Below are 13,003 nucleotides of genomic sequence, written 5' to 3'. Positions count from 1 at the left end.
CGGTTCAACTTTCCTAACGAACCGGACCATGAGCACGCGCGATGCCAGCGACCGGTCCGATCCGGTCATCGAAAGCCGCGACCAGCTGGTCGCCCCCATGATCGCCGGGGAGAAGTCCAAGGCCGACTGGCGGATCGGTACTGAGCACGAAAAGCTCGTTTTCCGTACCCGCGACCATGCCGCCCCCAGCTATGACGAACCGAACGGCATCCGCGACATCCTGCTGTCGCTGCAGGAATTCGGCTGGGAGCCGATTACCGAAGGCGGGAAAGTCATCGCGATGAAGGGGGTCGACGGCACGGTCAGCCTCGAGCCCGCAGGCCAGCTGGAACTGTCCGGAGCACCTCTGGAATCGCTCCACGAGACCTGCAACGAAACCGGTCGCCACCTGGACCAGGTGAAGCAGATCGGGGCGAAATCGGGCGTCGGTTTCCTCGGCCTCGGCATGTGGCCGGACAAGACGCGCGAAGACCTGCCTGTGATGCCGAAGGGGCGTTACGAGATCATGATGCGGCACATGCCCCGCGTCGGCAATCTCGGGCTCGACATGATGCTGCGGACCTGCACCATCCAGGTCAATCTCGACTATTCCAGCGAAGCGGACATGGCGAAGAAGTTCCGCACCGGCCTGGCGCTCCAGCCGCTTGCCACGGCGCTGTTCGCCAATTCGCCGTTCACGGAAGGGAAGCCGAACGGATACCTCTCCTATCGCAGCCATATCTGGTCGGACACCGATCCGCACCGTACCGGCATGCTGCCTTTCGTCTTCGAGGACGGCTTCGGCTACGAACGCTATGTCGACTACATGCTCGACGTGCCGATGTATTTCGTCTTCCGCGACGGAAAATACATCAATGCGGCCGGCATGAGCTTTCGCGATTTCATGAAGGGGGAATTGCCCGCCCTGCCCGGCGAATTGCCGAGCGAGAACGACTGGTGGGACCACCTGTCGACCGCCTTCCCCGAAGTGCGCCTGAAAAGCTTCCTCGAAATGCGCGGTGCGGATGGCGGTCCGTGGAGCCGGATCTGCGCCCTGCCTGCGCTCTGGGTCGGTTTGCTGTATGACGACAACGCGCTCGACGCGGCATGGGACCTGGTGAAGGACTGGTCGATGGAAGAGCGTGAGGAGCTGCGCAATACCGTACCCCGCCTCGCGCTGGACGCTCCCGTGCCGGGCGGCGGAACCCTGCACGACCTTGCGCGCGACGCACTGGCGATCGCCCGTGAAGGACTCGCCGCGCGGGGCAAGCTGGGCCAGAGCGGCGATAACGAGACCGGCTTCCTGTCGACACTCGACGAAATTGTCGAAACCGGCAAAGTCCCCGCCCAGCGCCTGCTGGACAAGTATCACGGCGAATGGAACGGCGACGTCAGCCGCGTTTACAAATACAGCTTCTGAGCCTCACCGACTTCACGACAGGACCTGCGCATGATCCAGATCAACGGTACGCTGACCCTTGCCCCCGGTACCCTTGCGGACTCTCCCGCCACGCTGGACGGCTGCATCGCCTATACATTCCCGCAGGATCTCACCGATCCAGACAGCATCGTGATCGTCGAGAGGTGGCGCGACGGCGACGCGCTGGCCGCTCACGGCGCCTCGGCCCACATGGCCGAGTTCCAGAAGGCGATGGCCGAGCACCCGCCGTTGTCGCGTGATCTCACCATGTACGAAACGGACGACGGCAAACCTATCTGAAGCTTGGCACCCGTCCGATCATTCCGCGGGCGCTTCCACCACCGGGCCGCGCGGTCGCAGCCACTTTCGAAGACGGGCGAGCCGCGCGGTAATCACGCCGTTCTCTTCCATCCATGCGTAATATTCGCGGTACTTCGCATCTTCGCGCAGGAGATGCGCCTCTTCCGTCCGGGCGCGCCAGTAATAGATCGCGCTGACGCAGCCGAGGAAAAAGGTGTTGCGGATCATGTCTACCGGATTGCCGCTCGCAACGAAGAAGGGCAGCGTGGCACACCACCAGAACAGGTTTTTCGAAACATAGGCCGGATGCCGCGTCCACTTGTAGGGGCCGTTCGTGATGACCCCGCGATAGGTGAGATTGGAGAACCGGATCCCGAACACGACGGTCGCCCAAGCATAGATCGCGGTGAGGAGGATCAGCCACGACCCCCATAGCGACAATGCCATCACATTGCCCTCCAACACGCCACCCCAGCCGATCGTATCGACTTCATAGGCCAGGACATTGCCAAGGATGCCCCACGCAAATGGCGGGTAACAGATCAGCGCCGCCACCCAGCCGCCGAGGAACGGGTTTCCGCTGCGGATATGCGCATCGAGGGGGCGCATCGTCAGGAGGTAGCCGACCGTGCCGATCTGCACGTCGATGACGAACAGCAATTCGATCAGGAAGAGCGAAAGGCGGAAGGGATCGTTCGCCAGTTCGCCGAACTGCCCGTTCACGATGACCGCGAACCCGCCGGGCAGGATCGAGATCATGAAGGCGGCGAAGAACCCCTTGATGATCCAGCTGCGCCAGTGCTTCTTCACCTCGTCCGGATCATAGGCTTCGCGGCCGAGCAGCATGGCCCCGAAATGCCATGCATGGTCGCGAGGATTGACCATCACGCGGTCGATCCACAGGACGTAAGGCACGCTCAGGACGATGAGCGGAACGATGGCGGCGCCCAGCACCTCCATCGCAAAAAGATACCGGCCATCCCAATACCACCGCGCCAGGCAGTAAAGCCCGGCGATGATCGCCCAGGTCGCCCAAAGCCCTGCCAGTTTCACGATGGAGATATCGCGAATGTCGGCAATCTTGCGCGGGCGCGACCAGTCTATTCCGGTGGAGGCCCGCAATTGCACCTTGTCGACCAGCAGCGACCACACCACCATCGGGCCGCTGGTGAAGAAAAGGGCCGCCAGTGCCGCATAGGGGCCGGAAAGCGGGGCGCGCGGTCCCGGGATGCCTATCGCTTCCGCGATCCCTGCATAGTTTCGGCAAAACAGGATCCACAGGGCAAGGCCCAGCAGTCCGGCAAGGCCGACGCCCGCCGATACGTCGCTTTGTGGCCGCGCGGCTGGCACGTGCGCCGTGTCGGTCGAAGCTGTTCGGGCGGAATCGCGCATGACGATCCCCGTACCCGCAAAGGGTTAATCGCAGGAAAAGATCGCCGAAGGCGTCCCGAAATGAACGCACTCCGGCAGCAATGCCTAACGCCTAGCGAAAAGCGTGGATGGTCCCGCCGTCATCGAGGATGTACATCGTGTTGTTGACCACGATGGGCGGCACGCTGACAGGCTCCTTCAAATCCTGGAACAACGCGGCCGAACCTTCTCCCGTGCTGAGGCGGTAGATCTCGCCTTCGCTGCTTGCGACCCACAGGCTGCCCCCTGCAAGGACGGGACCGGTCCAGAAGATCGGCCCTTTCTTGTCCTTCTCGTCGCGATACTGGGCAAGCTGCGTAATCCAGCGCACCTTGCCGGTAGAACGCGCAATCGCCAGCATCCGGGCATCGTCGGTCAGCGTGAAAATCCACTCGCCCGCGATGGCCGGAGTCGAAATTCCGGCAAGGCTCAATTCCCAGATGCGCTGTCCGGTCACCAGTTCGTAAGCCGCCATGCGGCCACCCTGGCCGAGCGCATAGACCCGGCCTTCGTCGATGATGGGATCGGCATCGATATCGGTCAGGGAGCCGACCTCGGTGCTGATCGACGTCAGCGCAAGTGCGTCGGACCACAGCACGCGGCCGTTTTCGTACCGATAGGCCGAAAGCTCGCCGGAGCTGTATCCGGCAATGATGGTGCCCTGCCCCGCCGCCGGTGAAGCCACACCGAACACGCCGGCTTGCGCGACCGAGCCCGATTCCTGCCACGCGACATCGCCGGTATTGGCGTCGAGAGCGAAGATGCGATTGTCCTGCGACATCACGAAGACGAGGTTGAAGGCCACCGTCGGCGCATCGCGCAGCGGCCCAGCGGGAGTGCTCGTCCACAGGACCTCACCATTGGCGGCGTTCATCGCTGCGACCTGCCCGACGCCGTTCGTGGCGTATACCTTGCCACCGTCGAAGGCGACGCCGCCGCCATAGGCAGCCTGTCGAATGTCGCTCGGCACGTCCATCCGGGTCTGCCAGCGGCGGGCCCCGGTCTGCGCGTCGAAGGCGTGCACCGTGCCGTCGGTATCGATCGAGAACAGCGTGTTGTTCCCGACGACAGGCGCGGCGCCCAGTCGCTTGCGATTGCTGCTGCCGGCAATCTGCGCGGTCCATGCCTTTTGCGGCGCGTCGGACAGGGTCAGATGGCCGTTCGACTTGGAGGCATTGCCGCCCGCCTGCGTCCATTCGGTATTCGTCCGCGCCGGGGGCAGGACAACTGAAACACCGGCAAGCGCCGGGTCCACCTGTGCTGCCTGGTCGATGCGGGAAAGCACCGGCTTGCGCTCGCCCAGCGTCGGCGTGTCTTTCGTCTCGTCCCCGCCGCCGAACAGGCCGCCCGCGCAGGCGGTCAGGCTGACGGACAGGAGGCCGGCAACCATGGCCCGCGATTTATTGGATGTGGTCATTGTCACCTTGCCTTTGAAAATCATTGCGCGCCCTGCGGCGCTGCTTGCGGAGCCTGTCCTGCGGGACCGCTCAATTCCTCGATCACTTCGTCCACATCCTCGATCGCGTCGACGCCCAGCATGCCCGCCATCTGGCGTGCCCGGCCGCGGAGGCTTTCGGGAACGGTGTCGTCCTTGGCGATCTGTCCGAACAGCGCGCCTGCCTTCTCGGTATTGCCCTGGTCGAGATAGGCCATTGCGACCAGTTCTCCGGCGCTGCCGAAATAGGGCTCGCCGGGCTTCGCCATCCTGCCGAGCTGCTCGACCACCTGGGCCGAAGGCATGTCGTCGAAACGAACGGCGACGGCCCTGATCCTGGCAAGGCCGCGATAGGCTTCCGGAGCGTCGGCGTCGTCGGCTACCTGCCCGAACAGTTCGGCAGCCTTTTCCGAATTGCCCGACTGGGCTGCAGCGCCCGCCTGAAGCATCAGGGCAGACGCCTTCACCGCGCCCTCGCCCTCGGCAACCAGCGGGGCCACGGTCTCGCTTGCCGTGTCGAGATTGCCAGCCTGAAGCTGGTCGAGCGCGGCAACGATGGTTTCGCTTTCCCGCTCCATCGCCTGCTCCCGCTGCGACTGCCAGAACAGGTAACCGCCGAAGGCCAGCAGCCCGACGACCAGCAGACCCAGAAGCGGGCGCCCGTAGGTGCGGCCGAAATTCTCGAACTGGTCCTTACGGACGGCCTCGTCGACCTCGCGGACCATGACATCGTCTTCAGCCGCCTTCTTCTCGGCTTTCGCTTCGGCGGTCTGCGTGTTGCGATTGGGTAAGAGAGCCACTTGGGGCACGTATCCTTGACTTGAGAAATGGTTGCGCGCGGTCTTAAACCATGAGGGGCGCAATTCAATAGAAGTGGCGGTTAACCGCCAGTGAAGCTGTGGACCCGATTGCGCGGTCGGCGCGGTGGAGCCGACGCCGTCAGGTCAGGCCGTCCCACCCCATCGCGCTGGAGTACAGGCGGCGATAGGTCGCAATCATCTGCTTTTCATCATAATCCGCCCTCGCCCGTTCGCGATTGGCCGCGCCCACCGCCTGCCGCGACTTCGCATCGGTAGCCAGCTCCTGCAGCGCATCGCCCAAGGCAGCGGCATCCCCCGGCCGGACGATGAAAGGCTGGTTTTCCGCGGAAACCATATCGGCGATGTCGCCGACGGCCGGAGCCGCAACGGGCAGGTCTGCGGCCATCGCTTCGACGACCGAGATCGGGAATTGCTCGCTATCCGAAGAAAGCGCGAAGATGTCGAACAGGCCGACATAGCGTGCTGGATCCGGAGCAAAGCCGGGCAGGTGGACACGGTGCGAGACATTCTGCGCCTCGGCCTCGGCGCGGATCGCCTTTTCTTCCGGCCCGTCGCCTACGATGACGAGCTGCCATGGCTCGGGCAGTTTCGCGAATGCCCGGACCAGAGCTGGCAGGTTCTTGACCGCTCTCAGCCCGGCGAGCGTCCCGACCCAGAATTCGTCGCGGTGCTTGACCACGCCGCGCAGCGCATCAGGCTTCGGTTTCTTGCCGAATGCTTTCGTATCGATGCCGTTGGGGATGCGTTTCACCCGGCCGATCGGCTGCTGCCATTCTTCCAGCGCGATCTCTTCGAGCATCTCGGAAGGAACGACCAGACCGTTCGATTTGCCCAGCGCGATCCGGCGATACCACGTGCGCAGCCACTTGCGCTTGACCGCTTCATCCTCGCCGAAGCCGTCTTCGTGGTGGATCAGCGGCGGCAGGCCCAGCGCGTCCTTGAACAGGGTATGCGCCATCACCGCGTCCATCGCGCCCCAATTATAGGTCAGCACCAGCGAATGAGCAGCCATACGCTTGGCGATGGACTGCAACCGGCCCAGTGTCGGGCGTCCCTGCAAGGAAGGGAAATCCTTCGGGTAGGTGACATTCGCACCGCGCGCGATGGCGGAGGATGCGCCGTAAGCCCCCTCCACTGCCGATACGATGGAGTGCTGCACCTTGGGACCGAAGGCATTGATGAGGCGCGCGCAGCGCAGTTCCTTGCCCCCGGCATCGAACGTCGAATGCAGGTGCAGCAGGCGCGGCGGAAGCGCATCCTTCGCGGTCGTCACGTGGTTTTCTCCAGCAAGCGGTCGATTGCAGCCAAGACTTCCGGCTCGTCCAGCATGGGTGCATGCCCGCAGCGCTTCACCGTCACCAGTTCCATATTCGCGTGTCTTTGCGCCATCCGCTCCGCCGTTTCAGTCGTCAGAAGGTTGGAAAGCTCACCCCGCACCAGCAGCAGCGGGATTTCGCCCAACGCATCGAAGGCCGGCCAAAGGTCCGGCGGTGCGGCATTGGCGGGCGCCTGGTTGAAGGGTTCTGCGATGGCCATGTCGTAATCATAGACCAGTCGTCCGCTCTGCCCTGCGACCAGTGTCCGCTTGGCCATGTCGAGCCAGTCCCCGATCTCGAAATCGGGATGCGCGTCGTCATGGGTTTCCTTCAGCGCGCGGGCTGCATGCATCCATGTGGGATAGCTGCGGCCCTGCCCCAGATAACCGCGTATCTTGTCTATGCCGGACGGGTCGAGGTCGGGCCCGATATCGTTAAGGACAGCACCGACGATCCGCTGCCTGCCGGCTGCGGCGTCCGCTGCAGCGATCATCATGGTCATCAGACCGCCCATCGAGGTTCCGATGGAGATGAATGCGTCGATGGTCTCCTCCGCCAGCAGTGCCTCGACATCGGCGACATAGGTCGTGGGCGAATAGGTGCTGCTGTCGGGCGCATAATCGCTGCGCCCCCGGCCGCGCATTTCCGGGACGATCACGCGCCGCCTTGCACCCAGACGCAAGGCCAGCGAAGCGAAGTCGCGGGCATTGCGTGTCAGGCCATGAAGGCACAATACCGGCGGCAGGTCGCGCGCCTCCTCCGGCCCGGGATAGTCGCGAAAATGCAGGGTCAGTCCGTCGGCGCTCTGCCAGGTCCGGTGGGCGTAGGGCGTTTCCATCGTGTCGTGCATTTTCCGGATCATAGGGGATTTCGGCATGCGAAGGCCATGCTGCTTGCGCCCCGCGGTTCTGGCCCCCACTATCGCGGCATGCAATCCGATCTGCAAGACGCCGCAGGCAATGCGCCATACCGCCCGCAGCGAACCATCGAGGAAGTGTCGGCGTGGCTGGCCGATCCGGTCGATGCGGCGGACTTCCCGCAGACGGTCCTGCGCTTTCGCAACGACCGGGCCGCCGCACAGGTGGGGCTCGCCGACCTGACCGACGAGCAGTGGCTGGCCCATTTCGGCCGGTTCCAGCCGCTGGAAGGCAGCCTGCCACGCCCGCTGGCCCTGCGATATCACGGTCACCAGTTCCGCACCTACAATCCGGAAATCGGTGACGGCCGCGGGTTTCTGTTCGCCCAGCTTCGGAGCCGAACAGGCCGCCTGATGGACCTGGGGACCAAGGGGTCGGGCACAACCCCGTGGAGCCGCAGCGGTGACGGGCGCCTGACCTTGAAAGGCGCCATGCGCGAGATCCTCGCCACCGAAATGCTGGAGGCGCTGGGCGTCTACACCTCGCGTACATTCTCGGCGGTGGAGACCGGAGAGGCGCTGGAGCGCGGAGACGAGCCTTCGCCCACGCGCTCGGCCGTGATGACGCGCCTCAGCCACGGCCATATCAGGATCGGCTCCTTCCAGAGGCTGCTGGCCCTCGAAGAGAGCGAGCAGATGGAAGCGCTGGTCGCTTATTGCCTGGAAAACTTCCCCGGCCCTCCTCCGCCAGAAGATGCGCCGGGACGCAGCGAGCCCGCCGTGCAATTGCTGCACCTGGTGGTCGAGCGCATGGCCGACCTGGCTGCCAGCTACATGGTTGCGGGCTTCGTCCATGGCGTGCTGAACACGGACAACATGAATATCTCGGGCGAGAGCTTCGATTACGGACCGTGGCGCTGGCTTCCCCGGTGGAAGCCGGGCTTCACCGCCGCGTATTTCGACCACCAGGGCCTTTATGCCTTCGGCCGCCAGCCGGAGGCGATGCACTGGAATTGCGGTCAATTGGCGGTTGCCTTGCGGTTGGTGGCCGATGCGCCCCCGTTGATCGCTGCGCTAGAGCGTTTCGGCCCGCTCTACGCCGAGAACGTGGCGCGGCGCTGGTGCTGGCGCCTCGGCGTGCGAAGCCGGGGCCCAGAGGCCGACGCTGCCCTAGTGGCGGCAAGCGAGAAGGAATTGCGAGAAGGCGGCTGGCAGCCGGACGCGTTCTTCTTCGCGCATCGCGGGGGCCGGGGCGCTGAAGGCGAACTGGCCGCTGCCTTCGAGAATTACGAGCCGGCCGGGGCAGGCCATGCGTACTGGAACGGCGACGCCCCGGAATCGATGCTGATCGAAGAAGTGGAAGCGATCTGGTCAGCAATCGACCGCGAAGACGACTGGGGTCCGCTGAACGCGAAGGTCGAAGCGCTCAGGCAGATGGGCAAGGCGCACGGCCCGGCGCCCATGCCCGCAGGCCATGTCAGCTATCCCGCTGCTCCGGCATTTTGAGCGGAATGATATCGATGCCGTAGATTTTCCAAAGGCCCTGCTCCCACTGGTAATACAGATCGAAACCGATGGCCCGGGGGCGGAGTTGGAACAGCCCCTGCACCCGGAAAACGCCGTCCTTCAGCACTTGCGGTGCTTCGGTATATGTCGGGGGAACAAGGAGAGTGGTGGACAGGTCGACGCCGGTCGATCGAAGCCCCGAGAAGACCTGTGCCAGCTGCGCCGGAGCGTAGCCGATCTGGAAGGCCTGCGATCCCGACTGACGCAAAACGGAATAGTTTCCCGTCCGGTTCGCGTTCTCGACCGTAATCATCGTCGCCCAAATCAGCTGCGAAAGCTCCAATTGTCCCGGCACGGGCCGGATCGCTGGCGGAGCATCGACGCTGGGGCGGGCCATGTGCTGCGTAGATTGCAGGGATGCAACCGCCTCCTGAGCCTCGACTGAGGCTTCAAGGGCGATACTTGCAACCGTCATTAGGCAGACGTTGAAAGCGGGGAAACGTGTTTTCATTCCAAGGTTCCGGATACAAAAATGCCGGGACACACGGGCCCCGGCATCTCAGACTCAGGCACGCATCGGCGTGGCCAGAATGACGATCGGCTTACCAGGCAACCTGGAAGCCACCACGTGCGCCGACTTCGCCGCTGTCGAAACCGACACCGACACCGGCCGAGACAGAAGCATTGGTGCCGACGCGGGCCGAGAAGGCCATCGTACCGGCAGCGCGGTCTTCGAAATAACCAATGCCGCCCGAAAGGCCGAAATTGGTGCCGGCCGGAAGCATCGGGCTTTCCATGGCGAGAGCCATTGCGACACCTTCGTTGGCGCGCTCGATCGCTTCGCTATTGGCAGCCGTCTGACCGAACAGCGTGTTGATCTGTGCCGTCTGGTTGCTGGTCAGCGTCTGCAGGGCAGCGACATCCGAAGCGACCGCCGCGACCGAAGCCGAGGTGGCGATACCGGTGGTCAGGCCCAGCGTGCCGTTAGCGTCAGCGGTGACGAAGTTGAGATCGCCCGTCTGGCTACCCGTGCTCGTCGCGAGGTTGGCGATGACGACCTGGCCGTCATTCGTTGCAACCGCGCCGTTGCCGATGGCGACCGAGTCGACGCCCGATGCGATCGATTCGTTGCCGAGCGCGATGGCACCATCGCCGGAAGCGGAAGCCGCTTCGCCGACAGCTACCGAGCGCACACCCGTTGCCGAGGCAAGGTGGCCAAGCGCCGTGGCACGTTCGGCATTTGCTGCAGAACGCCACCCATAGGCGGTAGCCCCCGGACCGGTTGCAACCGACTCGCCGCCAACCGAAGTGGTCGAATTGCCATTGGCAGCAGCAGAGTCGCCGATGGCCAAAGCATCGATACCATTGGCGACGGATTCATTGCCGATGGCGGTTGAAAAATCGCTCTGCGCATCGGCATTTTCACCGACAGCAAGCGAACGGACGCCCTGCGCCGTGGCCAAGTGACCAAGAGCCGTCGCGCGTTCGGCGTTGGCCTCGGAGCGCCAGCCGAATGCGGTAGCACCTGCTCCAAGGGCCTGCGCCTGCCCGCCGACAACGGTGGTCGAAGCGCCCCTTGCGCGAGTGATACGTCCGCCGGTGTCGTCGCGATTACCGCCAATTGCGATTGCGTCGCCGCCGCTGGCGACAGCGCCACGGCCCATGGCGATCGAATTGCTGCCAGTTGCCATGCTAGCGTTGCCGATGGCAATCGAACGCACGCCTTCGGCCGAAGCATTCGCACCCACGGCGGTGGAAGCGCGTCCGGACGCCGAGCTCACAAATCCGAGTGCGGTCGAAAACTCGCCGCCCGCCATCGCCGAGTCCCCGGCAGCAAGCGAACTCGTGCCCATTGCCTGCGACTGGAAGCCAAGCGCGGTCGCGTTGACCGATGCGACCGACGTCGCGCCGACCGATACACCGTTCACGTCTGCGAACGACACTGCACCGACAGCGGTCGATGCGGTCGAGCCGAAGGAGCCAAAGCCGATTGCCGTCGCTGCAGAATCAGCATTGGAAAACGCTCCGCACGCCAATGCGGTGATATCGTCGGAGGTAGCACTACCGTCGGTATCTCCGGCGGAAACTGTGTTATCCTCGTTCGTATCCAGAAGACACTCGGCAGCCGAAGCAGGTGCCGCGGACAAACTCATGGCCGCAAGAGCCATGCCCGACACGGACAGGGCGTAGCTAGCCCCCTTGATCATCGATTTACGCATAATGGTCCCTCTTCTTGGAAAATTGCATTGTAGCCCCTTCCGTCAGAAAGGTGACTAAACCCGATGCGATCCCAGCTCGTCCCGCAGTTTAGCCTGCAGGCCTTTATTGTTGGAAGCTGCCCGTCTAACGCTGCCATTGGACGAAAGGTGCACTTCCGAAACGATTACCCCCTCTGTTCAGCAACGGGACAGTGTGTCATCGCCGCAAGAAGTGCAAGAGTATTAATAGGTTTTCATCAGGACTAACGACGCTTACCTGCTCGAAGCGGAAGCCTCGTCGCCTTCAGGACAGGACAACAGATCGCGTGTCGACAGCTGAAATCATTTCTTACGAACCTGCCACCGGCGAGGAACTCTGGCGTGCGAGGACGGGGGATGTCGATGCAGCGGTGGACCGCGCACGGCGGGCCTGGCCGGCCTGGGCGGCAAAGCCGCTAGCCACCCGTATCGAACTGGTCCGACGCTTCGCGAACGAGGTCCGCAAGGAATCGGACAAGCTGGCCACCCTGATCGCGCGCGAGACGGGCAAACCCCTGTGGGAAGCGCATACCGAGGTCGAGGCCGTCATCAACAAGGTCGACATCTCGGTCACGGCCTATGCCGACCGGACAGGCCAGAAGAAGCTAGACAGCGCACTGGGGGGATCGGCTGCGGTGCGTCACAAGCCGCATGGCGTGATGGTCGTGCTCGGCCCCTATAATTTCCCGGCACACCTGCCCAACGGCCATATCGTTCCCGCGCTGATTGCCGGCAATGTCGTCATCTTCAAGCCAAGCGAGAAGACCCCGGCGGTGGGCGAACTGCTGATGGAATGCTTCAACAAGGCGGGTATCTCCGCCGCGGTCGCGCAGTTCTTCGTCGGTGGGCCGGAAGAAGGGAAAGCGCTGGTCGCACATCCCGGCACGGACGGCGTCCTTTTCACCGGCAGCGCGCAGGCCGGTATCGCCATCAACAAGCGGCTGGCGACGAACCCGGGCAAGATCGTCGCGCTGGAAATGGGCGGCAACAATCCTCTGGTCGTCACCGACACGCCGCTGGTGACCGACGCTGCGGTCCTGATCGTCAAATCCGCCTTCACCACTGCCGGACAGCGGTGCACGGCCGCCCGCCGCCTGATCGTCGTCGACAGCATGTATGACGATGTCATGGCGGAGGTGAAGCGTCTGTCCGATCGCCTGATCGTGGGTGATCCCTTTGCCGAACCGGCCCCGTTCATGGGGCCCGTCATCGATAACGGCGTGGCCGACCAGCTGGTGGAAAGCTTCCTGTATTTCCTGTCCAATGGCGGGAAAGCGATCAAGCATATGCAGCGCGCCGACGATTCCCTGCCTTTCCTCAGCCCCGCAATCATCGACACCACCGCGCTGAAAGACCGGCCGGATGTCGAACTGTTCGGGCCGCTCCTGCAGGTAATCCGGGTGAAGGACCTGGACGAGGGTATTGCCGAGGCAAACAATACGCGCTTCGGCCTGGCGGCGTCGCTGATCGGCGGCTCGCCGCAGGATTACAACCGTTTCTGGGCCAGTGTCCGGGCGGGCATCGTCAACTGGAACCAGCCGACCAACGGGGCATCCTCGAAAGCGCCTTTCGGCGGACTCGGCCTGTCGGGCAATCATCGACCGGCGGCCTTTTACGCGGCCGATTACTGTGCCTATCCGGTCGCCAGCGCAGAGCTGGACCAGCCGCGCGCCAGTGTCGGTGTCGGCTTCAGGGACGGCTGAGAGCGGGCGATAGCATCCGC

General features: G+C 63.8%; 12 protein-coding genes. 5 read left to right on the top strand and 7 right to left on the bottom strand.

Translation table 11 applies throughout. The annotated features are described in order from the left end of the window. Window positions 1-28 precede the first annotated feature (28 nt). Window positions 29-1,399, top strand: coding sequence for a glutamate--cysteine ligase (locus tag PF049_06615; protein ID WBY17806.1), 1,371 nt, complete (start codon window positions 29-31; stop codon window positions 1,397-1,399). A 30-nt stretch (window positions 1,400-1,429) separates the two neighbouring features. Continuing rightward, complete coding sequence (locus tag PF049_06610) at window positions 1,430-1,699, top strand: putative quinol monooxygenase (GenBank protein ID WBY17805.1); 270 nt, start codon at window positions 1,430-1,432, stop codon at window positions 1,697-1,699. A gap of 18 nt (window positions 1,700-1,717) precedes the next feature. Here the strand turns inward: PF049_06610 and PF049_06605 are convergent, their stop codons facing one another. The 5 genes from PF049_06605 to PF049_06585 form a co-directional block, all read right to left on the bottom strand. Next, the gene (locus PF049_06605) at window positions 1,718-3,091 is read right to left on the bottom strand and encodes an isoprenylcysteine carboxylmethyltransferase family protein (GenBank protein WBY17804.1); all 1,374 of its coding nucleotides are present in this window, start codon (window positions 3,089-3,091) and stop codon (window positions 1,718-1,720) included. A gap of 91 nt (window positions 3,092-3,182) precedes the next feature. Beyond that, window positions 3,183-4,526 carry a PQQ-binding-like beta-propeller repeat protein gene (locus tag PF049_06600; protein WBY17803.1) on the bottom strand — a complete coding sequence of 448 codons (1,344 nt, stop codon included), beginning with the start codon at window positions 4,524-4,526 and terminating at the stop codon, window positions 3,183-3,185. 20 nt (window positions 4,527-4,546) lie between these two features. Next, window positions 4,547-5,344, bottom strand: a complete 798-nt coding sequence (locus tag PF049_06595) for a tetratricopeptide repeat protein (protein WBY17802.1) — start codon at window positions 5,342-5,344, stop codon at window positions 4,547-4,549. A 139-nt stretch (window positions 5,345-5,483) separates the two neighbouring features. Further along, window positions 5,484-6,638 carry a glycosyltransferase family 4 protein gene (locus PF049_06590; protein WBY17801.1) on the bottom strand — a complete coding sequence of 385 codons (1,155 nt, stop codon included), beginning with the start codon at window positions 6,636-6,638 and terminating at the stop codon, window positions 5,484-5,486. After that, window positions 6,635-7,531: an alpha/beta hydrolase gene (locus PF049_06585; protein WBY17800.1), complete on the bottom strand. Its 897-nt coding sequence runs from the start codon at window positions 7,529-7,531 to the stop codon at window positions 6,635-6,637. The genes PF049_06590 and PF049_06585 overlap by 4 nt, the downstream gene beginning before the upstream one ends. Window positions 7,532-7,609: 78 nt before the next feature. Between PF049_06585 and PF049_06580 the strand changes: the two genes are divergently transcribed. Next, a complete protein-coding gene (locus PF049_06580) occupies window positions 7,610-9,043 on the top strand; it encodes a YdiU family protein (protein WBY17799.1) in 1,434 nt (477 codons plus the stop codon). Here PF049_06580 and PF049_06575 read toward each other — a convergent pair. Continuing rightward, window positions 9,015-9,440, bottom strand: coding sequence for a hypothetical protein (locus tag PF049_06575; protein ID WBY17798.1), 426 nt, complete (start codon window positions 9,438-9,440; stop codon window positions 9,015-9,017). The two genes, PF049_06580 and PF049_06575, sit on opposite strands and share 29 nt — an antisense overlap. Before the next feature lie 205 nt (window positions 9,441-9,645). Continuing rightward, window positions 9,646-10,734: a YadA-like family protein gene (locus PF049_06570; GenBank protein WBY17797.1), complete on the bottom strand. Its 1,089-nt coding sequence runs from the start codon at window positions 10,732-10,734 to the stop codon at window positions 9,646-9,648. Here PF049_06570 and PF049_06565 point away from each other — a divergent pair. Both PF049_06565 and astD read left to right on the top strand, forming a co-directional pair. Beyond that, window positions 10,706-11,233 (top strand): hypothetical protein, encoded by a 528-nt coding sequence (locus PF049_06565; GenBank protein WBY17796.1) that lies wholly within the window; start codon window positions 10,706-10,708, stop codon window positions 11,231-11,233. The two genes, PF049_06570 and PF049_06565, sit on opposite strands and share 29 nt — an antisense overlap. Before the next feature lie 334 nt (window positions 11,234-11,567). Continuing rightward, the gene (gene astD, locus PF049_06560; GenBank protein WBY17795.1) at window positions 11,568-12,983 is read left to right on the top strand and encodes a succinylglutamate-semialdehyde dehydrogenase; all 1,416 of its coding nucleotides are present in this window, start codon (window positions 11,568-11,570) and stop codon (window positions 12,981-12,983) included. The last annotated feature ends 20 nt before the right edge of the window (window positions 12,984-13,003 follow it).

Source organism: Erythrobacteraceae bacterium WH01K (assembly GCA_027941995.1).
Classification (GTDB): domain Bacteria; phylum Pseudomonadota; class Alphaproteobacteria; order Sphingomonadales; family Sphingomonadaceae; genus CAJXSN01.
Note: the sequence above shows the minus strand (reverse complement) of the source record. Positions and strands in the feature narration are given on the sequence as shown.